Origin of the sequence: Tardiphaga sp. 285_C5_N1_2 (assembly GCF_052076065.1) — a bacterium.
GTDB lineage: Bacteria > Pseudomonadota > Alphaproteobacteria > Rhizobiales > Xanthobacteraceae > Tardiphaga > Tardiphaga robiniae.
The window spans coordinates 4,795,761-4,820,226 of sequence record NZ_CP197241.1 but is presented as its reverse complement, the minus strand read 5'-3'; the positions used below and the strand labels follow the sequence as shown (position 1 = coordinate 4,820,226).

The following is a 24,466-nucleotide window of genomic DNA, read 5'->3' as shown; positions in this document are numbered from 1 at the left end:
ATGAGCGGCCGCTTCATTCAGGCTGCGTTTGGTGTCGGGTACCTTTTGACCATGACGGCGTCGAAAGCAATTCCCATTTCAGTCGGTGAAGGCGCAAATCCTGTAAACAACTCAAAGGCATCGGCGGCTTGGTAGATCGCCAGATCGCGGCCGGTCATGACCGGCGCGCCTTTTGCCTTGGCCGCGTTGAGCAGCGGCGTCCACAGCGGGGAATACACGGCATCCGCAACCCACGCTTCCGCATGCAGCAGCGCATCGGGCACTGGCGTGCCGCGGTTGGGCAACATGCCGATCGGTGTGCCGTTGACGATGCCGACCGCGCCGCGAACGGCGTCATCGACGCTGTCCGCCACGCGGATGCTTTGCTTGTTATGGAGCAGCGAAACGAGATGCCGGGCCTTGGCCGCGTCCGTATCGAAGATCCTGATCTCGGAAACGCCGAGATCAGCCAGCGCAAAGGCGATGGCCTTGCCGACGCCGCCGGTGCCGATGACCGCGACCGGGCCGTGGTTGGAATTGGCGACCAGTTGCCTGGCGGCCCGTGCAAAGCCCGTGGTGTCGGTGTTGTGGCCAGTCAGCCTGCCGTCGCGGACCACGACCGTGTTGACGGCGCCGATGGCCTCGGCCCCGGGCGAGAGCTCGTCGAGCAGATCGACCACGGCTTCCTTATAGGGGAAGGTCACGTTTATGCCGGCAAAACCGAGGCGACGGACGCCGTCCAGAACGGCGCGCAAATCGCCGCGGTCGGCACCGGCGATTTCGATCAGCTGATAGTGACAGCGGGCGCCCATGGCCTCGGCGGCCCGCTCGTGCATCGCCGGTGACGCTGAATGCGCGATCGGCGCGCCGAGCAGGCCGGTGAGGAAACGTTGGCCCGTCGCCGGGGTATGGGGCGTCGAAGAGGTCATGAACGGATGGCCAATACTGTCAATCATCATCAGAAACAGGACAGAAGATAGCGCGGCGGCGATCTAACACAATTACCCTGTTATACAACAAACATAACATGATGTTATTTTTTACGGACGCGCGAGGCCGGCTTTGCTGCGGCAATTTTGTGAGAGCCGACTGCGCGCATCTCGGTGCGCAGGCAGTCGATAAAATGCTCGATATGCAGTGACAGCGGCGCGCCGCGTTTCACGGCGACATAGGTATCGAACCGGGTCGGCTCGACGATGCGGATCACCTCGACGCCGGGATAGCCGCCATGGGCCACCGTGAACTGGTCGATGACCGCGATGCCCAATCCTGCCTTCACCAGGGCGCAGACCGTGGTGCCAAATCTCGCCCGGATGGTGATGTCGTATTTGAGTTTATTGCGGGCGAAGATCTCGGCCATGATCCGACCGTAGGGGTCGTTGGGGTCGATGCCGATGAGGGGATACCGGATGATCTCCTTGGCCGACACCTGCTTGCGACCTGCGAGTTCGTGTCCCTCCGGCACGATGCAGAACAATTCGCCGGACGCCAGCGGCATGAAGTCGAGCCCGGGATGTTCGAGCCGATAGCTCATGGCGACGCAGTCGCCGCGACCGAGCAGCAGATAGTCGATCGCCTCCTCAAGCTTGAGAATGTTGATGTCGATCCGCAGACCGGGATAACGCCGCCGCACCTGCTCGATGGCACGTGGCACCATCACCTGCGAGATACTGGGAACCGATCCGATGCGCAATTCCGACAGTGTTCCGTGGCCGATCTTCGAGATGATCTCGGTGAGATCGTCGACTTTCTTGTAAACACCGTTGATCTGCTCGAAAATATTCTGCGCTTCAGGCGTCGGGAAGTAGCGTCCGTTCTGGCGCTGGAAGAAGCGGATGCCGAGCGACTTCTCGGTGTATTTGACCAGGCGGCTGATGCCGGGCGCGGACACATTCAGGAGTTTGGCCGCGCCGCCAATGGTGCCCGTCACCATGACGGCGCGGATCACTTCAACCTGGCGTAACGTCATCATGCGCAAAAACTCTCGTTATGCTGAACGGCGCGGATGGTGCGCCAGAATGCGCGCTCTTCTGCCCTGGATGGATATGGTGCCGACCGCGTCCTGCGAACCGGGGAGCATCTTCCCCAGAGATTATCAGAACACATCTGAATTGATTCAATTTTTACCGACAGTTCGCAATCGAATTAACGCAAGTTGTAGGAGTGGATTGTAGAAGGGGCGCATTGGTCTATTTTCAGGTCAGCCCACATTCGTCGTTTCCGCCGTTGAGGTCCTATGCGCGTCGCTGTCGTCCACGATTGGCTCTACACGCTGGGCGGTGCCGAGCAGGTGCTGCGCGAGATATTGCAATGCTATCCGGAAGCGGATGTGTTCACGCTGTTCGATGTGCTGACGCCGGAAGATCGCGCCAAGATTGGCTTCAAGAAGGCGCGTACCAGCTTCTTGCAGAAGATGCCGTTCATCCGCAAACGTCATCGGTCATATTTGCCACTCATGCCGATCGCGATCGAGCAGTTCGATCTGTCGGGCTATGATCTGGTTATTTCCAGCAGTTATGCGGTAGCCAAGGGCGTGATCACCGGCCCGAACCAGCTTCACGTGTCCTATGTGCATTCGCCGATGCGTTATGCGTGGGATCTGCAGCACGCTTATCTGAATGAAAGCGGTTACACCGCTGGCATCAAGAGCGCGTTGGCACGGGCGCTGCTGCACCGGATCCGGATCTGGGACGTACGCACGGCCCATGGGCCAGACGCCATGCTGGCGAACTCCAATTTCGTCGCCAAGCGGATCAAGAAGGTCTATGGCCGCGACGCCAAGGTCATCTATCCGCCGGTGACCATGTCAAAGCTGCCGCCCGATCTGCCCACCGGGGACCACTTCCTCGCGGCAAGCCGTCTGGTGCCCTACAAGAAGATCGAAGCCGTGATCCAGGCCTTTGCCGAACTGCCGGATCAGAAGCTGATCGTTGCAGGCGACGGGCCGGATGCGGAGCGGCTGAAGGCAATCGCCGGCCCGAACGTGACATTCGTCGGCTTCGTCAGTGATGAGAAGCTGCGCGAATTGATGGCGACGGCGCGTGCCTTCGTCTTTGCCGCCGAGGAAGACTTCGGGATCATCGTTGTCGAAGCGGAATCCGAAGGTGCGCCGGTTCTGGCGTTCGGCCGCGGCGGCGCGCGCGAGACGGTCTCTGCCTCTCCGGAATTGCGCACCGGCATGTTTTTCGATTCCAACGAGCCGAAGGCGATTGCGGAATGCGTCCGTGCCTTTGTAGCGAATGAAAGCTCATTTTCGCGTGCTGACTGCCGGATGCAGGCCGAGAAATTCTCGGCTGAGCGTTTCCGCAACGAACTGATGTCATTTGTGAACGACCACATGCGGACATTCAGCGGTGAGCGGCGGCGCAATCGCGATGGCAGTTCGCCGGATGCGGCGGGCTTCAAGCGGCGTTGGAGCGATGCCAAGGATTCCGCCCGAAGCGAATAGGCATCTGCCGTTACGATGACGCCCGCGACGCGGGGCCTCTGTAATCCGGAAACCGCGACAGCATGGCGGTCTTCAGGAACTTGAAGTGCGAGATGCTGACAGCAAGGTCGCGCAACCGGCGCTGGCCGTTTGAAATTTCGGTCTCGAACAGGTCTAGGTGATCGCTGTCGAGCTTCTCCCGGGTCAGATACTCATCGTCCCCATTGCCGAAGGTTACAGCCGCGCGCGCCAGCACATCGTCGACGCGGCGGGTGAGGCCGGCCTGCTCGGCTTCGGCATTGCTGAGTGCGCTATCGAGGGCCGAAAGGACGTAATCCAGCCGCTCGCGATCAGTTTCGGCATCGCGTTCAGCCGAACGCGCCCTGAACTCACGCTCGCCGACAAGGCTGCGAAGATAGTTCTGGGCACGAGCCCGCAGGAACATCTGGAACATGCCGTATCCGGTCCAAGCGCGCGCGGCGGCATGCCGCGCAATGGCGCAGCTTGGCCGATTATGGTGATCAATCGGTTAAGAAATCGGATGCGTGATCAGGCGGCCTTTGTTCTCGGCGTGCTGCCGCCCGCGCAGGTTCGGCGAGCCAGAATGCCATCGGCATCGGCGTCGCGGGCGGTATGGTCACCGCGACCGTGCTCGGCGTCTTCTTCGTGCCGGTGCTTTACGTGCTGGTGCGGCGCCTGTTTCCGAGCCGCAAGAAGGACGAAAAGGGCCAGGTGCATGAGCAGGCGGTGGCATCGCCCGCGGAGTAGCCGCGTCATGCCGGACATTCCGCCCGGCTTATAGCGGTCACCGGGGAATTCCGGCTATCCTCCCGAAAAATGAGAGGGATGGAAAAAGATGCCGCTGTCTTCGGGCGACCGCCACGGGATCGACGACCTCAGCGGCAAAGCGAGTGCCGCGCGGTTTGCGGAAACAATTCGGCCGCGGCTGTCGGTGCCTTTGGTCGCAGCGCCGATGTTTCGCGTGTCAGGCCCGGAACTCGTCATTGCCGCGTGCAAGGCTGGCGCGATCGGTTCGTTTCCGACGGCCAATTGTCGAACCGATGATGAACTCGATGGCTGGATAGCGCGCATTCTCGGCGCGCTCGGGCCGGACGACGCGCCGTTCTGTCCGAATCTCATCATTCGTCGCGAGAGCTTGCAGGATGATCTGGCGACGGTGATCCGGCATGGCTGCGAGATGGTGATCACCAGCGTCGGACCGCCGGATGCGGTCGTCGGTCCGCTGCATGAGGCAGGCTGTATGGTGTTTGCCGATGTCGCTTCGATCCGGCATGCGAAGAAAGCCATTGCAGCGGGAGTCGATGGGCTCGTCTTGCTAACGGCGGGTGCCGGCGGGCAGACCGGCTGGGTCAACGGTTTTTCGTTTGTGCGTGCGGTTCGCTCGTTCTGGGAGGGGCCGGTCGTGCTGGCCGGCGGTGTGTCGGACGGGCAGGCGGTGTTTGCCGCCGAGGTGCTCGGCTGTGATCTCAGCTATATGGGCACCAAGTTCATTGCCACCAAGGAGAGCATGGCGGTGGACGAGTACAAGCGGATGCTCGTCACGTCCGAGCTCGACGATGTCCTGCTGTCACGGGCTTTCACCGGCCTGGAAACCAATACGCTGGTTCCCTCGATTGTCGCCGCGGGCCTTGATCCGAAAGATCTGCCGACGGACATGACCAAAGAACGCGCCGATGCGCTCTATGGCCGGCAGGCGACGTCCGGGGTCAAGCGATGGCGCGACGTCTGGAGCGCAGGCCACTCTGTCTCTGGTGTTGCTGCAATCGAGCCCGTAGCGACGCTGGTCGCCCGCACGCGCGATGAATATGAGACTGCGCGCTCAGCGCCGCGCCGTTCAGTCGGGAGCTAGCTAGTCAGATGCACGGCTGGGTTGCGGCGCGATATCGTATTCGCGGTAGCGGCTGCCAGTCTCATTGTTGTCATAACGGCTACCGCACTGCCGATTCACACGCTAAACCACACGCCATCCCCGCGCGCCTGGGGGCCGATCTGCCCGGCGCTCGACCGCATCTCTCCCGCCTCATCGCGCGATCTGCGCCAGGCGGCTTCGTACCGATAGAGGACTCTCATGCGTGATTTCATGGCCGTTGCCCGTTCCGTCGCCGTTGCCGAGCACGGGATGGCCGCAACCTCGCATCCGTTGGCGACGCTGGCCGCGGTGGAGATGCTGAAATCAGGCGGCAATGCCATCGATGCGGCGCTGGCGGCGGTCGCCGTGCAATGCGTGGCCGATCCCGCGATGACTGGCATCGGCGGCGATTGTTTCGCCCTCTATTCGCCGAAAGGCGGCGCGCCGATCGCGCTGAACGGCTCCGGCCGTACGCCGGCCAAGATCGATTCCGAGAAATATGCGGCGTCCGGCGCCCGCGACATTCCCGAGACCTGTGTCGAGACCGTCACCGTGCCCGGCGCCATCGATGCCTGGTGCACACTCAGCAAGGATCACGGCTCGAAGCCGCTGGCCGACGTGTTTGCCGCAGCCATCGATGCGGCCGAGAACGGCTTCCTCATCACGCCGCGCGTGTCCGCCGACTGGGCCAAATGGCGCCGCAAGCTGGAACTGCATCCCGACGCGACCGCGCAGTACCTGCCGGGCGGCCATGCCCCCGCGATCGGCGACAAGCGCGTCCAGCCGGCGCTCGCTGCCACGCTGCGCCGGGTCGCGCGCGAGGGCCGTAACGGCTTCTACCAAGGCCAGGTGGCCGACGACATCATCACCACGCTGCGTGCCGTTGGCGGCGTGCACGAGGCCGATGATTTCAATGAGCAGCGCTCCGACTATGTGACGCCGATCTCGGCCAATCATCAGGGCTATGATGTCGCCGAATGCCCGCCAAACGGCCAGGGACTCGCCGCACTGATGATCCTGCGCGTGCTGGCCGGCTACGACATGGCCAATCTGAGCGAGGCCGACCGCATCCATGTGCTCGCCGAGGCGACCAAGGCGGCCTATCGCACGCGCGATGCGTATTTCTGCGATCCGGCCTATGGCCAGGTCGATGTCGAGCGCTTCCTGTCGGACAAATTTATCGGTGACCTTCGCGCCAAGATCGACATGAAGCACGCTTCGCCGGAAGAGCATTGGGACTCGGTCATCCACAAGGACACCGTCTATCTGACCGTGGTCGACCGCGATCTCAACGCCGTGTCACTGATCAATTCGCTGTTCGGCCCGTTCGGTAGCGGCATCTATGCGAAGAAGTCTGGCGTGCTGCTGCATCACCGCGGCTGGAGTTTCCGCGCCAAGCCCGGCCATGTGAATTCGCTTGGCCCGCGCAAGCGGCCGATGCACACGATCATCCCGGGCATGCTGATGAAGAACGGTCGCGCGGTCATGCCGTTTGGCGTGATGGGCGGCCATTATCAGGCCACCGGCCATGCCCAGTTCATATCCGATGTGATCGACCGCAAGATGGACATCCAGGCCGCTGCCGAGGCGCCGCGCTCGTTCGCGACCAACAACCTGCTGCAGCTTGAAAAGACCATCCCGGAAGCGGTGCGCAACGATCTGGCCGCCCGCGGCCATACGCTGCAGATGATGGATACCGGCATCGGTGGCTGCCAGGCCATCCAGATCGATTACGAGCGTGGCGTGCTGCTCGGCGCCTCGGACCACCGCAAGGACGGCCTCGCACTCGGCTTCTGATCGATCAGGACAAGGCGCGATGGCGAATTTCAGGTCCCATCGCGCCGTGACTGGTCCGGAGTTCGCCAGTCTTCTACCGATAAGCTCGAATTCTCTGCATCCAGCGGAAGAGGCTCTGCGCCTGGCGGACAAGCGTGCGATTGGTAACTGCCGGTTAACTCAGTTAGATTTTGACCGAGTTCGCCGATGAAAATTTCAGACTTTGGCGGTATCGGGTGCTTCGGGGAGAAGCGACGTGGTCAAATTCTGGAGATCAATTTTCGTAGGCGTTCCGGACCATGTCCGGATCGAACTCATCGACATGCTCTTCCAGACGCGTGTGCCGCTCTCGATTGCCGGCTTCACACTGGCCATTGTCTCGTGTCACGTCGCCATTAGTTCTGCGAATCCATGGTTCTACGGGTTGAGTGCAGCCGGAGTGATCGTCACGATCTTCCGCGTGGCCACCGAAGGCGTCTATCATCGCAGTAAGGGTCAACGCAGCTTCACAATCGCCGCGGCCGAGCGATGGGAGCGGCTTTACGCGTGGAGCAGCTACGTCTTCGCAGGGCTGATCGGAATACTCGGCGCAGCAACCTTCTGGGCGAAGAATCCGGCTCATCAACTCCTGGCGACCGCGTTGGTGTTCGGCTATGCGGCCGGCATCGTCTGTCGGATTTCCGTCCGGCCGGGGATCGCATTGCCTGCCTTGATGCTGGTCGCCTTGCCGACGGCGTTCGCGGCGCTCGCCCGCGTCGATAGCAATCTGGCTTTCTATGCGGTGATCCTGATCGCGTTCCTGCTCGGCAGCTTCGAGACCGTGCGTTTCATCTATCGGCAGAATATCGAGCAGATTTCGCTCAAGCATGAATTCTCGACCCTCGCGCGGCACGATGCGCTGACGGGCCTGGCCAATCGGCTTGGCTTTCAGGAACGCCTCGCGATCATCGCTGCGCGCGCCAGGGCGGTGGGCTGTCTCATTGCCGTTCACAGCGTCGACCTCGATCGGTTCAAGGAGGTCAACGACGTGCATGGCCATCCCGTAGGCGATGCGCTGCTGCAGGCGGTCGCGAGCCGGCTCAGCGGAATTTTGCGCGACGGCGACTTCGCGGTGCGCATGGGCGGTGACGAATTCGTTGTGGTGCAATCCGTCGTCGGCAATCGCGAGGAGGCAATGTTGCTGGGCCGCCGCATCATTCGGACGCTCTCGGAGCCGTTCGTCATCGATGGCCTGGAACTGACCGTTGGCGCCAGCGTCGGTATAGCCATCGGCCGCGAGGGTGACGATCCCTGCGATCTCACACCTGCTGCCGACAGGGCACTTTACGCATCGAAAGCCAGCGGCCGAAACCGCGTGACCTTTGCCAAGCCGGTGGATGCCGAGACAATCGCGCGGGCAGGCTAGCGTCCACGCAATGAGCGTGGGCTGAGCCGCGCCAGATAAGATTTTCTGCAGATCGGAAAAGCTGACAGCGCATCGACGGGATCCGCGCTAGCGGGTTGACATGCGCTAGATATGTTATGTTATAACGTTACATACGAGAAGAGCCTGATGTCCCGTACCCTCAAAAGACTGTTCGATCTCGATGCAAAAACTCCCCGTCACAGTCTTGTCCGGCTTCCTCGGGGCTGGAAAGACAACTTTGCTAAACCATGTGCTGAACAACCGTCACGGCCTGAAAGTGGCGGTGATTGTGAACGACATGAGCGAGGTGAACATCGATGCGGCCCTGGTTCGCGATGGCGGTGCCAACCTGTCGCGGACGGATGAGAAGCTGGTCGAGATGACCAATGGCTGCATCTGCTGCACGCTGCGCGACGATCTGCTCAAGGAAGTGCGGGCGCTCGCCGAAAGCCGGCGGTTCGATTATCTGCTGATCGAATCCACCGGAATTGCAGAGCCGCTGCCTGTGGCCGCGACTTTCGATTTCCGCGACGAGAACGGCGACAGCCTGTCGGACGTGGCGCAGCTCGATACCATGGTGACCGTCGTCGATGCGGTGAACCTGCTGAAGGACTATTCCTCGACCGACTTTCTGCAGGACCGCGGCGAGGCACTCGACGGCGACAAACGCACGCTGGTGGATCTGCTGGTGGAGCAGATCGAATTCGCCGATGTCGTGGTGCTCAACAAGGTCAATGACGCCACGCTTGAGCAATGCAACAGCGCGCGCAAGATCATCTGCGCGCTCAATCCCGATGCCGATATCATCGAGGCAAACTTTGCCGACGTGCCGTTCGACCGCGTGCTCGATACCGGCCGTTTTGATTTTGAAAAGGCGCAGCAGCATCCGCTCTGGCACAAGGAGCTCTATGGTTTTGCCGACCACGTGCCGGAGACCGAAGAATACGGCGTGACGAATTTCGTCTATCGCGCGCGGCGGCCGTTCGATCCCGTGAAGTTTCAGGCCTTTCTGCGCGAGAGCTGGGCCGGCGTGATCCGTAGCAAGGGGCATTTCTGGCTGGCAACGCGGCCGCAATGGGTCGGGGAGCTCAGCCAGGCCGGTGCCATCGTACGCACCGAGGGCATGGGATTCTGGTGGGCCAATGTCCCCGTCGATCGCTGGCCGGACGATCCGTATTGGCGGCAGTCCCTGAAGAAGAACTGGAACGAGATCTATGGCGACCGGCGACAGGAGATCGTCTTCATCGGTTCCGACATGGATGAAAGCGATATCCGTCGTCGGCTCGATGCCTGTCTCGTGCCTGGCAAGCCCGGCATGGATATCGCCGGTTGGGCCAAGCTCGCCGATCCGTTTCCCGCCTGGAAACGGGCCGACGAGATGGCCTGAGCTTCTTTGAGCTATTATAAATTGGCGATGGGCCCAGCGGGTTGCGATCAGCGCTGGCGGCCATAGGGTGCGTCCTTCGGGCACCTGCCCATATGGACCCTGTCGGTGGATCGCCAACTCTCGCCCGTCACCACGCCCAGCGAAAACGAGAAGCTGCTCCTATTGTCAGGCGCGCTGATCCTGTCCGCCGGTATTACGCGCTTCAACAAGCCGAAACGCGTCAATGCGGCGCTGCCTGCCGGTGTGAAGACCGTCGTGCTGCTGAGTGGACGTGTGCAGATCCGGATCGGCGAGGGCGCCGAACGGGAGATTTGCGGTCCCGCGGTGCTGGTCATCCGTACCATCAACGGCGCCGAGCGCGATCAGGTCTTCGCGGCCGACGTTCCCGTGCGTTACGTCATCGTGCAGATGAACGAGAACCTCATGGGTGCCGACATGTCGGCGGCGCTCGATAGATCCTTCACGAGCCGAGACATCTCGCGCGACTACGGCGCGCTGCTGATGTCCGGCCCCGCGGGTCACGCGCTGCAGGCTTTGACCAGTCAGATCATGAACTGCCCGATCCGGGGTGCGGAGCGCGAGCTCTATCTCGGCGGCAAGGCGTTGCAGTTGGCCGCATTGGCGATCTCGTCCTGCATTTCGCAGGCGAACTCGGAGGAGGCGCTGCAGCTGTCCTCAAAGGAAATCGAGCGCATACGGCAGGCGCGTGAATTGCTGATCGCCTCCATGCAGAAGCCGCCAAGCCTGGAAGGGCTGGCGCAGCAGGTCGGTCTCAATGTCCGCAAGCTCAGCGATGGTTTTCGCCGTGTCTATGGCTCAACGGTGTTCGGCTTCCTGCAGGAATACCGTCTGGAACAGGCCTACAAGCTGATTTCCTCCGGCGAGATGAGCGTGTCGGAGGCGGCCTATCACGTCGGCTACGGCGCGGCGCATTTCGCCACCATCTTCCGGAAGCGCTTCGGCATTTCGCCGAGCAGCCTGCGCTAGATCCCGCCGTCGCAGCAGAGCGCTGCGACAGTTTATAGGTCTCCTAACCTCAGACAAAAGCGAGAGTCCGGCAAACGAAAGTCCGCGCCTATGTCTCCCTTGGGCTGCGTGCCACTAGAGGGCGCGCCGGCTTGGGGAATTTGCCCGGCGCAGCAATGACTTTCGGGGACCATCAGACACATGACGACACATATGCACTGGGGCCGGCTGCTCCATATCTCACCGCTCGCTTTGGCGCTCCCGTTCGTCGATTCCACGTCAGTCCTCGCGCAGCAATCATCCGTTTCGACTCTGCCGCCGGTGACCGTCGAAGGCGGCGCACCGCGTGCGCCCCGCGCCGCACCGAAGCAGCGTTCGTCGTCGCGGACCGCCGCCCCCGCGCGTCGCGCGCCCGTGGCGCCGCCACCAGCCGCCGATGTGGCGCCGCGCGAGACTGCGCGCGGTCCGGTGCAGGGCATTGTCGCTAGGCGTTCAGCCACCGGTACCAAGACCGACGCGTCCATCCTTGAGACGCCGCAGTCGATCACAGTCGTGACCAAGGATCAGATCGCGCAGCAGGGCGCGCGGTCGATTGCGGAAGCGCTGCGCTACGAACCCGGCGTGATCTCCGAAAGCCGCGTCGGCGATCGTTTCGACAACGTCTTCATCCGCGGTTTCGGCGGTTTCGGTGCCAACGCCAACTATCTGCATTTCTGGGACAGCCTGCGCCTGCCGCGCGGCGTGTCCTATGCTATGCCGTCGGTCGATCCGTACCTGCTCGAGCGTGTCGAGATCCTGCGCGGTCCGGCTTCGGTGCTGTACGGACAGAACAATCTCGGCGGCATGGTCAATCTGATCAGCAAGAACCCGACCACGACGCCGCAGGGCGAAATCTTCACCCGCTTCGGTGACCACAGCCGTATCGAAGGCGGCTTCGACATCAGTGGTCCGCTGACCAAGGACGGCGACCTGCTCTATCGGCTGGTCGGTCTCGGCCGCTCGGCGGATACCGAAGTCAATTACACCACCACTGAACGCCAGATGATCGCGCCGACCATCACCTGGCGCCCATCGACCGACACCACGCTGACCGTGCGCGCCAGCTACACCAAGGACCCGTCGAGCTATCAGCCGAACTGGCTGCCGGCGCTCGGCACGTTGCTGCCGAACGCCAACGGCCAGATTCCGAAGAACTTCTTCTCCGGCCATCCCAACGTGAATACCTATTCGCGTGAGCAAACCTCGGTCGGCTACGAGTTCGAACATCACTTCAACGACACCTGGGCCGTTCGCCAGAACTTCCGCTACATGGAAGTGACCAGCGATTTCAAGGCGCTGTCGGTCACAGGCTTTGGCGCAGGTTCAACCTGCGGCGCGGGCACGACGGCAAATCTCTGTCTCGCGCGTTCGACAACCAACTATCTGGAGCAGTTGAAGGCTGCGGCGATTGACACGCAGGCCGAAGCGAAATTCGCGACCGGCTGGCTGGATCACACCGTGTTGATGGGCGTCGATTATCAGAACGTGTCCTCGAATGCCCGGTTCGGCACCGGCACCTCGACCAACATCAACTATCTTAACCCGAATTACGGAACGCTATCCGCGCCGGCGCTGACCAGCCTGACGATCATCGATCGTGAGCAGTCCGGCATCTACCTGCAGGATCAGGTCCGGGTCGGAAAGCTCGCTGTCGTTGCTGGCGTCCGCAACGACTGGGCCAATGCCACGAGCCAGACCAGCACCCTTGCGACGGGTGCCGTGACCAGCCTGATCCGACCGTCAGACACCGCGACGACGTGGCGGGTCGGTACGACCTATCAGTTCGATAACGGCTTCGCGCCCTATGCAAGCTATTCGACGTCGTTCGAACCAAGCGTGAGCATCGGCACCGATTACACCGGCAAGGCCTTCGTCCCGACCACGGGCGAGCAGTACGAGGTCGGCTTGAAGTATCAGCCGGCGGGTCTGAACGGCTTCTTCATGCTGTCCTATTTCGACATCACGCAGAACAATGTGCTCACGACCGATACGGCGCACACGACCGGGTGCACTGTGTCGGGCGGCTTCTGTCAGGTCCAGCAGGGCGAGGTGCGTTCCAAGGGCATCGAACTTTCGGGTAAGGTCACGCTGCAGCCTGGCCTCGACGTGATCGCCGCCTATTCGCACACCGATATCGACATTACCAAGAGCTCGCAGACGGCGACGATCTACGGCACCTCCACCATTGTCTCCGTGCAGGGCAAGAAGCCGGTTGGTGCAGCCGCCGATACCGCGTCGCTATGGATGGATTACACCTTCCAGAGCGGTGCGCTCGCAGGCTTCGGCTTTGGCGGCGGCGTGCGCTATGTCGGTGCGTCGAATGGCGACGCTGCCAATTCGGCTGCGATGCTCGTTCCGGCCTACACGCTCGGCGATGCGCAGGTCCATTATGATCTGGCCGGCATGTCGCCGCAGCTCAAGGGGTGGAAAGTGGCGGTCAACATGACCAACATCTTCGACAAGACCTACGTTTCGGCCTGTGCCTCATCGAACCAGTGCTTCTACGGCAACGGCCGGACCACCTTGGGTACGATCCGGTATCAGTGGTAAATGAGTTTGGTCCGGCATCGGCCCGTGGTCGATGCCGGATCGCGCGAGCGAAGAGCCAGCAAAGCGATCCCTGTATGTCGAGTGTAATGCTGCCCGGCGCCAGTGTGCGTGACGTCACCTCGAAAGCGGGGCGCGACTACCGCATCTTTGTCTGGCAGCCCGCCACGGGCCAATTGCAGGGCAAGATGCCTGTCGTCTATCTGCTCGACGGCAACGGGACTTTTCCCATTGCTGCAGCGGCAACTGCGCTGCAGTCGCGCCGGCCGGAGCGAACGGGTGTGCGGCCCGCGATCATCATCGGCATCGGCTATCCCACGACGTTGTGGCTCGACGCCGAACGTCGCACCTATGACTACACGCCGCCGGTGCCGTCCGATGCGCTGCCGCAGCGCCCCGATCAGGGCGGGTGGACCAGGACGGGCGGCGCTGATGAATTTCTTGATTTCATCGCGCACGAATTGCGGCCGCTGATCGAAGGGGAGTTCGATATCGATCGCGACCAGAGCGCACTGTTCGGGCATTCCTTCGGGGGACTATTCGCGCTGCATGCGCTGTTCACGCGGCCCGGTCTGTTTCGCAACTATGCGGCAGCCAGTCCGTCGATCTGGTTTGGTGGCGAACAGTTGCAGCAAGCCAAGGCCCGCTTCATGGCCGGTCGCGCGTTGGAGTTGCCGCGGCGCGTGCTCGTGACCGTCGGGAGCCTGGAACAGGCCGAGGCGCAATCCGGCGATGGATCGCCGGTCGGCTATGACTCCTGGATTCGCCGCAACAGAATGGTAGAGAATGCCCGCAGTCTCGCAGCCGATCTCGCGATCATGGATAACGCGGCGCTGCAGGTGACGTTCAGGGAATTCGAGGACGAGAATCATGCGTCCGTGTTACCGGCCGCAATCAGCCGGGCGCTGCGGTTCTCTCTGGCATCGGGCACGTGATGGCTTCCATTGATTTTCGATCCGTGACGGCAGCGCTCATCGCGTGCGTCTTCGGCCTGTGCCTGGTCATCGTGCCTGCTGCGGCAGACCCCGTCACCATCACCGACATCACTGGCCGTACCGTCACGCTCGCGCAGCCGGCCAAGCGGATGATCCTCGCCGAAGGGCGCCAGATTCTCGGCCTGTCGCTGTTGCATCAGGATCCCGTGAGTTTGATTGCCGGCTGGCTCGGCGATTTCCGACGCAACGACAGTGAGAGCTATGCGCTGTATCGCCAGAAATTTCCTGATATCGACGACATTCCCGTGCTCGGCATGGGCAATGACGGTTCGTTCTCGGTGGAGAAGGCGATCGCCATCAAGCCCGACATCGCCGTGCTCGGAACCAGCTTCGCACCGGGCGGTCGTGGCAATGACGTCGCGCGGCAGCTGGAGGCGGCAGGCATTCCCGTGGTGTTCACTGATTTCTTCGTCAATCCGTTCGACAACACGATTCCCAGCATGCGCGTGCTCGGCCGCGTCAGCGGGCGCGACAAGCAGGCCGAGGACTACATCGCCTTCTACGAAGCGCATATGAAGCGGATTGCCGAGCGGATGCCGAAGGATTTGAGGCGCCCGAGCATCCTGTTCGAGACCCACGCCAACACCAGCGATTGCTGCCACGCGCCGGGCAGCGGCAATATCGGCCGCTTCATTGCCTTTGCTGGCGGCGACAGTATCTCCGCCCTTGTCTCCAAAGGGCCGACGGCGCAGCTCGGCCTCGAATATGTGATTGCGCAAAATCCGGATATCTATGTTGGCACTGGTGGCGCGCATCTGCGCGCAACCGGCGGTCTGGTGATTGGCCCGGGCTTCAATGCTGAAACGATTCAGCAGCGGCTCGCGGCGGTCGTCGCGCGGCCGGGCTTTTCCGAACTCCGCGCGGTCAAGGAGAAACGTGTCCATGGCCTGTTCCACAACATCATGTCGACGCCCCTGAATCTTCTGGCGACAGAAGCTTTGGCGCGCTGGCTGCATCCGCAGGCGATGAAGGACATCGATCCCGATGCGACCATGGCAGAAATCAATGCGACATTTCTCGCGGTGCCGATGAAAGGCATCTATTGGGCCGATCTCAAGTGAGGGCCGAAGCGCAGGCGATTGCCGTGGCCTATCAGCGCGTCATTCGCAGGCGTATCGCGCTTCTCATCTTGCTGGCGCTGATCAGCATCGTCTCCTTCGCCGTCGATCTCGGCACCGGGCCATCCAGCCTCGGCCTGATGGATGCGGTCCGCGGCGTGCTGAACATCGGCGCACTGTCGGGTCCGCAAAGCGCGATCCTCTGGGAGGTGCGGTTGCCACAGGCGTTGCTCGCAGTGCTGGTCGGTCTTGCGTTGGCGACGGCCGGCGCGGAGATGCAGACCATCCTCGGCAATCCACTCGCCAGTCCCTTCACGCTCGGCGTATCGTCGGCAGCGTCCTTTGGCGCGGCGCTGGCCATCGTGCTCGGCATCGGCATTCCCGGTGTGCCGCAGAACTGGATCATTTCGGCGAATGCCTTCGTGTTTTCCTTCATCGCCGTCATCGTGCTGCAATCGGTGGCCCGGCTGCGCGGTTCGGGCACCGATATCCTCGTCTTGTGCGGCATCGCGCTGTTCTTCACCTTCAACGCGCTGGTGGCGCTGACTCAGTTTCTCGCAAGCCAGCAGGCGTTGCAGCAACTGGTGTTCTGGATCATGGGCAGCCTTTCCCGCGCGAGCTGGGAGAAGGTACGTCTTCTGGCTCTGGTCGTCGTGATCGCGCTGCCATTCGCGCAGCGTGCGGCGTGGCCGATGATGGCCCTGCGGCTCGGCGAAGATCGTGCCCGCAGCCTCGGCATCAACATCACGCAACTGCGCTTCATGTCCCTGCTGCGTATCAGCATCCTGACAGCAACCGCCATGGCCTTTGTCGGGACCATCGGCTTTGTGGGGCTCGCCGGGCCGCATATCGCGCGGCTGCTGATCGGCGAGGATCACCGCTTCTTCCTGCCAGCCAGTGCGCTGACCGGCGCGATCATCATGTCGCTGGCCTCGGTCGCCAGCAAGAGCATCATTCCGGGCGTACTGATCCCGATCGGCATCGTCACGGCGCTGATCGGGCTTCCGGTGTTCTTCTCGCTGATTTTCAGCAGACGAGGCGCCATATGACGACGTCGGACCTCACCATCCAGAATCTCTTTGCCGGTTACGGCGCGCGCAAGGTTCTGCAGGGGCTATCGCTGCCGTCCATACAGGGCGGACGGGTCACCGCATTGGTCGGCCCGAACGGCGCCGGCAAGACGACGCTGCTGCGCGCGGTGGCGGGCCTCGTGCCGGCTACCGGCAACATCAGCTTTGGCGCTCTTGACATGCTGACAGCATCGGCCAGCGAGCGGTCCCGCGCGATGGCCTTCATGCCGCAATTTCTGCCGCAGCGGATGGCGTTGAGCGTGCTGGAATCTGTGATCAGCGCCTTGCGTGCGTCACCGCCTCAGATAGAACAGATGGACGCAGTGGCTTTCCGCGATGCTGCCCTCGAGACGCTTACGGGTCTCGGGATCATCGATCTGGCGCTGCAGCCGTTCGACAAGCTCTCCGGCGGCCAGCGCCAGCTTGCCAGTCTGGCGCAGGCGCTGGTGCGAAAGCCCCGGCTGTTGTTACTTGATGAGCCGACCAGCGCGCTCGATCTGCGGCATCAGCTTCAGGTGATGAGCATCGTCAAGACAGCCGCGCGCGCGGGGACCACGGTGATTGCGGTGTTGCACGATCTGCAGGCGGCAGCGCGCTGGGCGGATTCCATCGTGGTGATGAAAGGCGGCGCGCTTTACACGAGTGGCGCGCCAGTTGATGCCATCGGCGCAACCATGCTGTCGGATGTCTATGGCATCGACGGCAGTGTCGAGACCACGTCCTCCGGCGACATCCATATTCACGCCGGGCGGCTGGCCTGAATGAATCAGGCTGCCGTCAGCGGCGCGTGACGCAGCACCTGGAAGCGTGACGTCGCAGAGGTCTGGCGGAACAGGCCGATGCGGTCGATCCGCAGTGAGGTGAGATCAAGTGTCGCGAATCTCTGCTGCAGTATCGCCAGCACCGCTGTGCTGCGCTCGGGCGCAAGCCGTCCGGTCAGTGTCATGTGAAAGCGGAAGTCGTCGCGCACATAGGGATAGCCGAAACGATCGAGCTGCTCGACCTGTCGCGGCGTCAGGTTCTCCGGTTTGCGCCGGGCGCGATCCTCCGGCGTCATCGGTGCGCGGAACACCTCGAATCCCTCAACGCAGGCCTGAGCCAGTGTGGAAAGTTCAGCAGAGGGGGCATCCGGCACCACAGCCGTGAAGCCGCTGATAATACGAACCACAGGCGAGATTTCCGGGATGGCGCGGGGCATTCGCGCGAAGTCATCGAAGGCTGCGATCAGGTCGGCTTCGGTGGCTTCCGGTGTCAGCGAAAACGGTGCCTTCAGCGTGGCATGAAAGCCGTATTTGCGTGGGTCCTTGATGACAGCCGGCCAGTCCGGCGCCTGCATGATGAGATCGCCGGGCACCAGCACGTCATTGCCGGTGAAGGGATCGTAGCCAAGGGTCTCGGCGCCGAAGCGCGCGAGGGCACTGTCGGCGTCGGGGGCGTAATAGATCGCGTAGCGCGGGAATTCATTCATGGCCGCACCATAGAGCATGATCCCGAAAAGTGGATGCCGGTTTGCGGGAACGATCATGCTCAAGTAAGAGAGGAGCCGTGTTACGCCGCGGCAATAACTTTGCGGTGTATGGCACGCGCCGGCTGAAGCCTTGTGGCATCGGTCAGATGCACGAGGTTGCCCTGCGCGATCACGGCGATGATGCGCGGACGCATTGCGATGCTGTCATCGACAAGCAGCAAATCAGCGCGGCGTCCATCCGCGATCTCGCCACGGTCGGTGAGACCGGCAGCTTTCGCTGGTGCGGACGAGATCAATGCCCAGGCCTGCGGCAGCGACAGAATGCCATCATGGAGCAGCCGGAACGCGGCCAGCAATTGCGCGGGATAGTAATAGTCCGACGCCAGCACCGAGCAGAGGCCCTTGGCGATCATGTCGGACGCCTTGGTCCAGCCGGTATGGCTGCCGCCGCGCACCACATTGGGCGCGCCGAACACGATGAAGTCGCCAGCATCGGCGGCGGCTTGTGCGGTTTCCACGTTGATCGGGAATTCGGCGATATTGACGCCGAGCCTGCGGAAGTCATCGCGCATCGCAGGCGTTGCGTCATCATGCGAGAGCGTCGGCACGCCGGCAGCGCTCGCCGCTTTGGCGAGGCGGGCAATCGAGGCAGGCACCTCATCGGCGCGCGACAGCACGCGATCGACCAGCTGGTCGAAGGCATCGCTGCTGAGCCCGGTACGTTCGACCATCCGCGCGCGCTTTGCCGGCTTTGAGATGCCGGCGATGTCCATATGATCGTTGAAGGCGAGCAGATCGATGCGGCCGGCCTGCAGCCAGCCGACGATCTCATCTTCGGCGTCGAGATTGAACGTCTCCTGCCGCAGATGGAAGCGCGTGTCGGAGGCGAGCTTCGGCCGCAGCGTCTCGATGGCATCCAGCAGCTTGCGGGCGTTCTCCGCGCCGCGCAGGCCCGGCTCCCAGGACCACGTGGTGCCGTGAAACACTGTGGTGATGCCATTGGCGATGGCCTGCCGGTCGCTGTCGATCAAGGCGACATCGACCGGGAAGTCGACGCCGGGGCGCGGCATCAACTGCCGCTCGAAGGCGTCGCCATGCAGGTCGACGATTCCCGGCAGCACCAGCAGATCGGAGGCATCGAGGCCGAGCGCGCCATGGGGCGCATCCGATCCGATGTCCGCAATCACGCCATCCCCAATCTGCAGCGAAGTCTCGGCGATGTCCTGGCCGAGCAAAGTGCGTCCGCCGTCGATGAAAAGTCCAGTCATGTCACTGCCATCTGCCTGGGCGCCTTGACGCCTTTATACTTGCTCAGGAAATCCTCGACCGGGAGCTTGCGGAAATCCGGTAGCGCCTGTCGTAGCATCTCGTGGTCCCAGTTCCACCAGGCGAGGTCCATCAGCCCGTCTTCCACGGCTTCCGAAAATCGTCGCCGCACCGGCCGCGCCGGATTGCCGGCGACGATCGTATAGGGGGCGACGTCCTTGGTCACGATGGCCCCGGCGGCGATCACCGCGCCGGTGCCGATATTGCGGCCGGGCAGCACGATGGCGCCATGGCCGAGCCACACATCGTGGCCGATAGTGCAATGATGTTCGCGTCGCCAGGCAAAGAAGTCGGCGTCGTCGCTTTCGCCGGGGAAGTAGGCACTGGCGCGATAGGTGAAGTGCGCCTGTGTCGCCCGGTGCATCGGGTGATTGCCGGGATTGATCCGGATCATCGCCGCGATTGAGCAGAACTTGCCGATCGTCGTGTAGGTGATCTGGCCGTCATTCACGACATATGAATAGTCGCCCATCGTCACTTCATTGAGGATCGTGCGCGCGCCGACTTCGGTATAGGCGCCGAGCTCGGTATCGACGAGTTTCGCGGTGGGATCGACCGCTGGCGTGAGCGAGAGTTGTTTTCCGGCCATGTGACGCTCGTGCGACGGAAGAGGAATCGGTGGGTGATATATCAGAGTGTGCGCTGGCGCGCGGGCACCTCTTCGGTCGGTTTCGTGACGGTGTCGTGACATCAGCATGAATTCGGGCGTCCTTTTCCCGCAACGACGATAACCCGTATGCGCAGGGCACATGTCACATCACTGTTAAACGCGGGCGTTACCGGTGGCGATGTCTATTGTCATTGGAGTGCCTCATGCTGGTGGTGGATAAGCTGACGTGCCGTTTCGGCGCCAAGGCAGCCGTCGATAACGCATCGTTCGAGATCAAGCCCGGCGCATTCGTCGGCGTGATCGGCCGTTCCGGTGCCGGCAAGTCGACCATGCTGCGCATGATCAATCGCCTGTGCGAGCCGACCGAAGGCCGTATCGTATTTGATGGCACCGATGTTACCGCACTCAAGGGCCGCGATCTGCGCAAGTGGCGCGCGCGCTCGGCGATGATCTTCCAGCAGTTCAATCTCGTCGGCCGTCTCGACGTGCTGACCAATGTGCTGATGGGCCGTCTGGCCGAGATGCCGCAGTGGCGCTCGCTGACCCAGATGTGGCCTGAGGACGACCGTGCGCTGGCGATGTCGGCGCTGGAACAGTTCGACATGGCGCAATATGCTTCGCAACGCGCCGATCAGCTCTCCGGCGGTCAGCAGCAGCGTGTCGCCATCGCGCGTGCACTGGTGCAGCAGCCCGACATTATTCTCGCGGATGAGCCGATCGCCTCGCTCGATCCGCGCAACACCCGCATCGTCATGGATGCACTGCTGCGGATCAACAAGCACTTCGGCATCACCGTGATGTGCAACCTGCATTCGCTCGATCTGGCGCGCACCTATTGCGATCGCCTGATCGGCATGTCCGCCGGCCGCGTCGTGTTCGATGGCGCGCCCTCCGCGCTCACCGAACATATTGCCCGCGAACTCTACGATCTCGAAGCCGACGAGGTAATGGGATCGGCGCATGTGCCAGCGCCCGTCCGGGTTCCCGAATACGGTGTTGCTGCCGTCGCGTGATTGCAGTGCGTTGAAATTATCGCGGTGACGTCATCGTAACGATGGCATCGCCGCGATAGACGCGCCTTCTACCAAGAAAAAACGTTTCACCTCAGATCAAAACAGGGACTGTCATGATCAACCGTCGCTCCATTCTGCTCAGCGCCGCGGCGCTGGCTTTCGCCGCCACCTCGGCCTCGGCCCAGGATTACAAGGCCAAGTATCCGGAACTGACCTTCGCCATCATCCCGGCAGAAAACGCCTCGGGCGTCACCGAGCGCTGGGCGCCCTTCGTCGCCTATCTGTCGAAAGAACTCGGCGTGAAGGTCAATTTGCGCATCGCCAATGACTACGCAGCCGTCATCGAAGGCCAGCGCTCCGGCAACATCCACATCGCCAGCTACGGCTCGGCCTCGTTCGCGCGCGCCCGCCTCACCGGCGTCAAGACCGATGCCTTTGCCAACGACATCAATATCGATGGCTCCACTGGCTACTACTCGGTGTTTTTCGTTAAAGCGTCGAGCCCCTACAAGTCGGTCGATAATCTGAAGGGCAAGAACCTCGGTCTGGTCGATCCGAATTCGACCTCCGGCAACAACGTGCCGCGCTTCGAGCTGGACAAGATGGGCATCTCCGATGCCGACACCTATTTCAGCAAGGTCGTGTTCACCGGCAGCCACGAAAATGCGCTGCTGGCGCTGTCGCAGGGCACCGTCGATGTCGCCGCCAACCAGTGGACCAACGACAACGACTCGACGCTGCAGCAGATGCTCACCAAGGGCATGCTGAAGAATGCCGACGGCTCGGCGATGAAGAAGGAAGACTTCCGCATCATCCACAAGTCGGCCCCGATCATCAATGGCCCCTATGCCTATAGCTCCGACCTGCCGGAAGAGCTGAAGGTCGCCATCGCCAAGGCCTTCGTCGATGCACCGACCAAGGACAAGGCGGCTTTTGATCGCCTGTCGGACGGCCAGAAGAAGGGCTTCCATGCCGCGACCACCAAGGATTGGGACGCTACCATCGACCTGATCAAGTTCGTCGACGCGCTTCGCAAGAAGAAGGCGTCCTGATTGCCCGACCATTGAAGGGAGCCGGATCAGAAATGGTCCGGCTCCTTTTCTGTGTTTGATCCCAGATAGGCCCGCACATCATGTCCGCCGCCGTTTCCATTCTTCCGGCTCCGCAGCTTGCTGCGCTGAACGATGCCTACCGCAAGGCGGTGGCACGCCGGCGGTTGCGCACGCTGTTCGTCGTGGTGGCCTGCGTTGCAGCGCTGTTCGTCGCGGGGCTCGGCGCCGAGGTCAATCTCAGGACCTTCATCGAGAAGATTGGCAACTTCGGCAGCTATTTCGATCGCATCTTCACGCTCGAAGCCGGCACCCGGGTCTGGACCGACGTCAATGAATGGTTCTGGGGTTGGAAGAAGTGGCTGTCGCTGCTCGGCGAGACCGTGCTGATTAGCTATGTCGGCACGCTGATCGGTGCCGTGCTGGCCTTCGGGCTCAATTTTCTCGCGGCCGAGAATACTGCGCCCTCAGTGCCGCTGCGCTTTGCCGTGCGCCGCTTCATGGAATTCTGCCGCACCGTGCCGGATATCGTGTTCGCGCTGATCTTCGTCATCGCCTTTGGTCTCGGCCCAATGGCAGGCGTGCTGGCGATTGCGATCCACTGCATCGGCGCGCTCGGCAAGCTCTATGGCGAGATCGTCGAGAATATCGACATGAAGCCGGTGGAAGGCATCCGCTCCACTGGTGCAGGCTGGGTCGACTGCATGCGCTTTGCCGTGCTGCCGCAGGTCGCGGCCGGATTTGCGAGCTACACGCTGCTGCGCTTCGAGATCAATGTGCGTGGTGCCTCCGTGATGGGCTTCGTCGGTGCGGGCGGCATCGGTCAGGAACTCGTCGTTGCTGTCAGAAAGTTCTATTATTCCGACGTCAGTGCGATCCTGCTGATGATCATCGTCACGGTTTTCATCATCGACATCGGGACCGGCTGGCTGCGCGGCCGTCTGTTCGGCAAGGAAGCCAGATCATGAGTAGGCAGCCTGACATCAATACCCCCGCATTGCGCGGGCGCTATCCTGATGTCTTCAGCCGCCCGATGGCGTCGCGCGCCGGCGTGCCCGCCATCCTGGTCGCGGCGCTGGCATTGTTCATCTTTGGGCTCAATGAACTCGATTTCTCGCCGGCGCGGATGTGGACCGGCCTGCGCGAACTCGGCTGGATCACCATGATGATGATCCCGCCGAATCCCGGTTCGTCGCTGCCTGCCTATCTGCAGGCGATGGGCGAGACGCTGTCGATCGCCTTGCTAGGCACGACTTTGGCCGCGGTGTTCGCGCTGCCGGTCAGCCTGCTCGCGGCACGCAATGTCATTCCGTCGGCATGGCTACGCTTTCCGGTCAGGCGGTTTCTGGATTCGATCCGCGGCGTCGATACGCTGATCTGGGCGCTGGTCTGGATCAACGTCGTCGGTCTCGGCCCGTTTGCCGGCGTGCTGGCGATCGCGATTTCGGATTTCGGCGCCTTCGGCAAATTGTTTTCGGAAGCCATTGAAGCCGCCGACAAGAAGCAGGTCGAGGGCATTCGGGCCTCCGGCGGCAGCGCAATGCACGAGATTCGTTTCGGCTTGATGCCGCAGGTTCTGCCTATCATCGCCGGACAGGTGCTGTATTTCATCGAGTCCAACACCCGCTCCGCCACCATCATCGGCATTGTCGGTGCGGGCGGTATCGGTCTTCAGCTCGCCGAGCAAATCCGCGTGCTGGAATGGCAGAAGGTCTCGTTTCTGATCCTGATGATCCTGGTCGCCGTGGCGGCAATCGACTGGATCTCCAGCCGATTGCGCTTTGCCATCATCGGTCGCCGCGCGGTGGCGTGATCACGCCGCCGCCTTGTGGCGTTCCTGTTCGGCCTTGAACAGTTCGAACTCTTCAGTGACCGCGCGCACGATGCTCGGGCGTTCGCGCAGGCGCTTGTGATAGGCCTTGATCGCCGGCCAATTGTTCAGATCGATCTCCGGCAACACCATCGTCCAGTTCAGCACCGTGACAAGATAGGCGTCGGCGACGCTGAACCTGTCGAGCAGGAAGCCGCGTCCGGTGAGATGGTTTTCGAGATAGGTCAGCCGCGACAATCCGCTTTGTAGTGCATAGGCCTTCATCTCCGGGGGCGCCTTCTTGGCCAGCAACGGGACGAACAGCCCCTTGTGCAGCTCGGTGCCGATGAAACACAGCCACTGCTGCAGCCGGCTGCGGTCGATGCCCGAACCCGCGGCGATGGGGGAGTGCGGAAACCAGTCGGCGACATGCTGCAGGATCGCGGCATTCTCGGTGAGGATGACGCCATCGTCGGTGCGCAGTGTCGGCACCAGGCCGAGCGGATTCACGTCGCGGAAATCCGAACCGTCGTTGCGCACCTCCTTGTTCAGTGGATCGACCTCGAAGAACCGGGCATCGGCGCTGGCTTCGGCCTCATACAGCGCGATGCGGGTGGCCATCGAACAGGCCATCGGGGAGAAATACAGATCCATGGAAGCCTCCTTGAGAT

At 62.2% G+C, this 24,466-nt stretch carries 23 protein-coding genes; 16 read left to right on the top strand and 7 right to left on the bottom strand.

The window, feature by feature from the left end; all coding sequences use genetic code 11:
* Positions 1-17: 17 nt before the first annotated feature.
* Positions 18-908, bottom strand: coding sequence for a shikimate dehydrogenase (locus AB7951_RS22810; RefSeq protein WP_439062249.1), 891 nt, complete (start codon positions 906-908; stop codon positions 18-20).
* Positions 909-1,012: 104 nt separating this feature from the next.
* Complete coding sequence (locus AB7951_RS22805) at positions 1,013-1,951, bottom strand: LysR family transcriptional regulator (RefSeq protein WP_068733475.1); 939 nt, start codon at positions 1,949-1,951, stop codon at positions 1,013-1,015.
* Positions 1,952-2,215: 264 nt separating this feature from the next.
* On the opposite strand from AB7951_RS22805, the gene AB7951_RS22800 reads away from it, so the two are divergent.
* Complete coding sequence (locus AB7951_RS22800; protein ID WP_093759432.1) at positions 2,216-3,427, top strand: glycosyltransferase; 1,212 nt, start codon at positions 2,216-2,218, stop codon at positions 3,425-3,427.
* A gap of 10 nt (positions 3,428-3,437) precedes the next feature.
* Here the strand turns inward: AB7951_RS22800 and AB7951_RS22795 are convergent, their stop codons facing one another.
* The gene (locus AB7951_RS22795) at positions 3,438-3,860 is read right to left on the bottom strand and encodes a hypothetical protein (RefSeq protein ID WP_184513628.1); all 423 of its coding nucleotides are present in this window, start codon (positions 3,858-3,860) and stop codon (positions 3,438-3,440) included.
* 179 nt (positions 3,861-4,039) lie between these two features.
* Between AB7951_RS22795 and AB7951_RS22790 the strand changes: the two genes are divergently transcribed.
* The 11 genes from AB7951_RS22790 to AB7951_RS22740 all read left to right on the top strand — a co-directional run bounded on the left by AB7951_RS22790 (position 4,040) and on the right by AB7951_RS22740 (position 17,280).
* Complete coding sequence (locus AB7951_RS22790) at positions 4,040-4,174, top strand: hypothetical protein (RefSeq protein WP_420882318.1); 135 nt, start codon at positions 4,040-4,042, stop codon at positions 4,172-4,174.
* A gap of 88 nt (positions 4,175-4,262) precedes the next feature.
* Positions 4,263-5,276 (top strand): NAD(P)H-dependent flavin oxidoreductase, encoded by a 1,014-nt coding sequence (locus AB7951_RS22785; protein WP_439062250.1) that lies wholly within the window; start codon positions 4,263-4,265, stop codon positions 5,274-5,276.
* A gap of 219 nt (positions 5,277-5,495) precedes the next feature.
* A complete protein-coding gene (gene ggt / locus AB7951_RS22780; protein WP_441256047.1) occupies positions 5,496-7,073 on the top strand; it encodes a gamma-glutamyltransferase in 1,578 nt (525 codons plus the stop codon).
* A 235-nt stretch (positions 7,074-7,308) separates the two neighbouring features.
* Positions 7,309-8,457 (top strand): diguanylate cyclase domain-containing protein, encoded by a 1,149-nt coding sequence (locus tag AB7951_RS22775; RefSeq protein ID WP_439062252.1) that lies wholly within the window; start codon positions 7,309-7,311, stop codon positions 8,455-8,457.
* 181 nt (positions 8,458-8,638) lie between these two features.
* Positions 8,639-9,844: a zinc metallochaperone GTPase ZigA gene (gene zigA, locus AB7951_RS22770; RefSeq protein ID WP_439062253.1), complete on the top strand. Its 1,206-nt coding sequence runs from the start codon at positions 8,639-8,641 to the stop codon at positions 9,842-9,844.
* A 105-nt stretch (positions 9,845-9,949) separates the two neighbouring features.
* Entirely contained in the window at positions 9,950-10,831 is an 882-nt protein-coding gene (locus AB7951_RS22765; RefSeq protein WP_441256046.1) for a helix-turn-helix domain-containing protein, read from the top strand.
* Positions 10,832-11,011: 180 nt separating this feature from the next.
* Entirely contained in the window at positions 11,012-13,399 is a 2,388-nt protein-coding gene (locus AB7951_RS22760; protein WP_439062255.1) for a TonB-dependent siderophore receptor, read from the top strand.
* 74 nt (positions 13,400-13,473) lie between these two features.
* The gene (locus tag AB7951_RS22755) at positions 13,474-14,331 is read left to right on the top strand and encodes an alpha/beta hydrolase (protein WP_439062256.1); all 858 of its coding nucleotides are present in this window, start codon (positions 13,474-13,476) and stop codon (positions 14,329-14,331) included.
* 23 nt (positions 14,332-14,354) lie between these two features.
* On the top strand, positions 14,355-15,452 hold the full coding sequence (locus AB7951_RS22750; RefSeq protein ID WP_439068741.1) for an ABC transporter substrate-binding protein: 1,098 nt from the start codon (positions 14,355-14,357) through the stop codon (positions 15,450-15,452).
* Positions 15,449-16,498: a FecCD family ABC transporter permease gene (locus AB7951_RS22745; RefSeq protein WP_439066629.1), complete on the top strand. Its 1,050-nt coding sequence runs from the start codon at positions 15,449-15,451 to the stop codon at positions 16,496-16,498. Before AB7951_RS22750 ends, AB7951_RS22745 begins: the two co-directional genes overlap by 4 nt.
* On the top strand, positions 16,495-17,280 hold the full coding sequence (locus AB7951_RS22740; protein ID WP_439062259.1) for an ABC transporter ATP-binding protein: 786 nt from the start codon (positions 16,495-16,497) through the stop codon (positions 17,278-17,280). The genes AB7951_RS22745 and AB7951_RS22740 overlap by 4 nt, the downstream gene beginning before the upstream one ends.
* Before the next feature lie 5 nt (positions 17,281-17,285).
* On the opposite strand, the gene AB7951_RS22735 is transcribed toward AB7951_RS22740, so the two are convergent.
* The 3 genes from AB7951_RS22735 to AB7951_RS22725 form a co-directional block, all read right to left on the bottom strand.
* Positions 17,286-17,987, bottom strand: coding sequence for a DUF1045 domain-containing protein (locus tag AB7951_RS22735; protein WP_439062260.1), 702 nt, complete (start codon positions 17,985-17,987; stop codon positions 17,286-17,288).
* Positions 17,988-18,067: 80 nt separating this feature from the next.
* Complete coding sequence (locus AB7951_RS22730; RefSeq protein ID WP_439062261.1) at positions 18,068-19,255, bottom strand: alpha-D-ribose 1-methylphosphonate 5-triphosphate diphosphatase; 1,188 nt, start codon at positions 19,253-19,255, stop codon at positions 18,068-18,070.
* On the bottom strand, positions 19,252-19,902 hold the full coding sequence (locus AB7951_RS22725; RefSeq protein ID WP_089262021.1) for a chloramphenicol acetyltransferase: 651 nt from the start codon (positions 19,900-19,902) through the stop codon (positions 19,252-19,254). Before AB7951_RS22725 ends, AB7951_RS22730 begins: the two co-directional genes overlap by 4 nt.
* Positions 19,903-20,126: 224 nt before the next feature.
* On the opposite strand from AB7951_RS22725, the gene phnC reads away from it, so the two are divergent.
* The 4 genes from phnC (at position 20,127) to phnE (AB7951_RS22705) (ending at position 23,798) form a co-directional block, all read left to right on the top strand.
* Positions 20,127-20,936, top strand: a complete 810-nt coding sequence (gene phnC / locus AB7951_RS22720) for a phosphonate ABC transporter ATP-binding protein (RefSeq protein ID WP_439062262.1) — start codon at positions 20,127-20,129, stop codon at positions 20,934-20,936.
* A 113-nt stretch (positions 20,937-21,049) separates the two neighbouring features.
* Complete coding sequence (gene phnD, locus AB7951_RS22715; protein WP_439062263.1) at positions 21,050-21,988, top strand: phosphonate ABC transporter substrate-binding protein; 939 nt, start codon at positions 21,050-21,052, stop codon at positions 21,986-21,988.
* A gap of 80 nt (positions 21,989-22,068) precedes the next feature.
* On the top strand, positions 22,069-22,953 hold the full coding sequence (gene phnE / locus AB7951_RS22710) for a phosphonate ABC transporter, permease protein PhnE (RefSeq protein ID WP_439062264.1): 885 nt from the start codon (positions 22,069-22,071) through the stop codon (positions 22,951-22,953).
* Positions 22,950-23,798 (top strand): phosphonate ABC transporter, permease protein PhnE, encoded by an 849-nt coding sequence (gene phnE / locus AB7951_RS22705; protein WP_439062265.1) that lies wholly within the window; start codon positions 22,950-22,952, stop codon positions 23,796-23,798. The genes phnE (AB7951_RS22710) and phnE (AB7951_RS22705) overlap by 4 nt, the downstream gene beginning before the upstream one ends.
* Here the strand turns inward: phnE (AB7951_RS22705) and AB7951_RS22700 are convergent, their stop codons facing one another.
* The gene (locus AB7951_RS22700; protein ID WP_439062266.1) at positions 23,799-24,449 is read right to left on the bottom strand and encodes a glutathione binding-like protein; all 651 of its coding nucleotides are present in this window, start codon (positions 24,447-24,449) and stop codon (positions 23,799-23,801) included. It lies immediately after the preceding gene.
* Positions 24,450-24,466: the final 17 nt, after the last annotated feature.

Coding starts and splice junctions, on each gene's coding strand:
- AB7951_RS22725 (WP_089262021.1), bottom strand. CDS start 19,902: ATGGCCGGAAAACAACTCTCGCTCACGCCAGCGGTCGATCCCACCGCG.
- phnE (WP_439062265.1), top strand. CDS start 22,950: ATGAGTAGGCAGCCTGACATCAATACCCCCGCATTGCGCGGGCGCTAT.
- phnD (WP_439062263.1), top strand. CDS start 21,050: ATGATCAACCGTCGCTCCATTCTGCTCAGCGCCGCGGCGCTGGCTTTC.
- AB7951_RS22790 (WP_420882318.1), top strand. CDS start 4,040: ATGGTCACCGCGACCGTGCTCGGCGTCTTCTTCGTGCCGGTGCTTTAC.
- AB7951_RS22760 (WP_439062255.1), top strand. CDS start 11,012: ATGACGACACATATGCACTGGGGCCGGCTGCTCCATATCTCACCGCTC.
- AB7951_RS22730 (WP_439062261.1), bottom strand. CDS start 19,255: ATGACTGGACTTTTCATCGACGGCGGACGCACTTTGCTCGGCCAGGAC.
- ggt (WP_441256047.1), top strand. CDS start 5,496: ATGCGTGATTTCATGGCCGTTGCCCGTTCCGTCGCCGTTGCCGAGCAC.
- AB7951_RS22785 (WP_439062250.1), top strand. CDS start 4,263: ATGCCGCTGTCTTCGGGCGACCGCCACGGGATCGACGACCTCAGCGGC.
- AB7951_RS22810 (WP_439062249.1), bottom strand. CDS start 908: ATGACCTCTTCGACGCCCCATACCCCGGCGACGGGCCAACGTTTCCTC.
- AB7951_RS22700 (WP_439062266.1), bottom strand. CDS start 24,449: ATGGATCTGTATTTCTCCCCGATGGCCTGTTCGATGGCCACCCGCATC.
- phnE (WP_439062264.1), top strand. CDS start 22,069: ATGTCCGCCGCCGTTTCCATTCTTCCGGCTCCGCAGCTTGCTGCGCTG.
- zigA (WP_439062253.1), top strand. CDS start 8,639: ATGCAAAAACTCCCCGTCACAGTCTTGTCCGGCTTCCTCGGGGCTGGA.
- AB7951_RS22795 (WP_184513628.1), bottom strand. CDS start 3,860: ATGTTCCAGATGTTCCTGCGGGCTCGTGCCCAGAACTATCTTCGCAGC.
- AB7951_RS22805 (WP_068733475.1), bottom strand. CDS start 1,951: ATGATGACGTTACGCCAGGTTGAAGTGATCCGCGCCGTCATGGTGACG.
- AB7951_RS22755 (WP_439062256.1), top strand. CDS start 13,474: ATGTCGAGTGTAATGCTGCCCGGCGCCAGTGTGCGTGACGTCACCTCG.
- phnC (WP_439062262.1), top strand. CDS start 20,127: ATGCTGGTGGTGGATAAGCTGACGTGCCGTTTCGGCGCCAAGGCAGCC.
- AB7951_RS22735 (WP_439062260.1), bottom strand. CDS start 17,987: ATGAATGAATTCCCGCGCTACGCGATCTATTACGCCCCCGACGCCGAC.
- AB7951_RS22740 (WP_439062259.1), top strand. CDS start 16,495: ATGACGACGTCGGACCTCACCATCCAGAATCTCTTTGCCGGTTACGGC.
- AB7951_RS22800 (WP_093759432.1), top strand. CDS start 2,216: ATGCGCGTCGCTGTCGTCCACGATTGGCTCTACACGCTGGGCGGTGCC.